Here is a 1,318-nt window from a genome sequence, read left to right on the forward strand (position 1 = left end):
CATAAAGAAGATGGCTTGAGAGGATATTTATTATTGATATTTATAACTTTGGTTGTTTATGCTCTTTTGAAAGAATGTATAGCGGGGAAATATACAGTTGAAGAAATGTTATTGAAAATGAGAAATCTAAAATGTAAAATATATGAAGATGAAATAATAATTCCTGAACAAACAAAACAACAAAAAGAAATTACAGAAACATTAAATATCATAATGCCTAAAAATATGGGAATTTAGGTAAAATTAAATCTATTTAAAACTTTTTATAATTTATGTATAATTTTTACAAAAGAAAAGAGGGGTTTATGAATATGAAAATAATGAAAATATTAATCCTATTAACAATTACACTTTTTATTTTTGCTGGCTGTAGTAAAAAGAAAAAAGAAGAAGAATTAACCCCTTTAAATGCACCTGCAAAATATGGTGAAACAATGGGTAGAGCAATGAAAAAAGCAGAAGGGATGCAGGATGTTCTTAACTTGAAAAACGAAATAAATACATTTCTGATTCAGGAAGGAAGATACCCACAATCATTACAGGAACTTGTTGATAAAGGATATATAAAAGAAATTCCAAAATCACCTGAAAATATGCAATTTGTTTATGACCCAAAAACTGGAACGATTGATGTAAGATAAAAAGGATAAAAAAATGGACTTTTATGAAGTTATAAAAACAAGAAGGAGTGTAAGAAATTATAAGGATGAATCAATTTCAGAAGATGTTCTTAAAAGAGTTTTAAATGCTGCAAGAATTGCTCCAAGTGGAAGTAATAGACAACCATGGCAGTTTATTTTAATAAGAGAGACAGAAAGAAAAAAGAAAATGGTTAAACTTTGTGAAGGACAGAAATTTGTTGCAGAAGTTCCGGTTCTTATAGTTGCCTGTGGGGAAAATATTCACTACAATAGAGGAAATTGGATGGGTGATTATAGCATGCTTGTTGATGTGGCAATTGCAGTTGACCATTTAACTCTTGCGGCAAGAGCAGAAGGACTTGGAACATGCTGGATTGGTTCTTTTGATAATGAAGGAATTAAAAAATTTCTTGAAATACCAGAAGATATAAATGTTGTTGCTGTAATACCAATTGGATATCCCCTTTATTCTGATGTTTTTAAAGAAAATAATAATAGAAAAACACTGGAAGAAATAGTTTTTTATGAAAAATGGGGAAATAAATAAATAGGTAAAAGCGGGATTAACTCAGCGGTAGAGTGCGAGCTTCCCAAGCTCGAGGCCACGGGTTCAAATCCCGTATCCCGCTCCATCTCTAACTTTGTAAGGGAGTTGAACCTTTTGGGTTCAAACCGAC

The 1,318-nt window shown here is 31.0% G+C and carries 3 protein-coding genes and 1 tRNA gene; all 4 read left to right on the forward strand.

The window, feature by feature from the left end:
- Positions 1–237 (forward strand): hypothetical protein (locus PLW95_04340; GenBank protein HOV21892.1); only part of this gene is annotated, 237 nt, incomplete at its 5' end.
- A 68-nt stretch (positions 238–305) separates the two neighbouring features.
- Positions 306–641, forward strand: a complete 336-nt coding sequence (locus PLW95_04345; protein HOV21893.1) for a hypothetical protein — start codon at positions 306–308, stop codon at positions 639–641.
- Between the two features lie 13 nt (positions 642–654).
- A complete protein-coding gene (locus tag PLW95_04350) occupies positions 655–1,188 on the forward strand; it encodes a nitroreductase family protein (protein HOV21894.1) in 534 nt (177 codons plus the stop codon).
- 10 nt (positions 1,189–1,198) lie between these two features.
- Positions 1,199–1,273: transfer RNA gene (locus PLW95_04355), tRNA-Gly, on the forward strand.
- The last annotated feature ends 45 nt before the right edge of the window (positions 1,274–1,318 follow it).

Source organism: bacterium, from assembly GCA_035370465.1.
Taxonomy (GTDB): domain Bacteria; phylum Ratteibacteria; class UBA8468; order B48-G9; family JAFGKM01; genus JAGGVW01.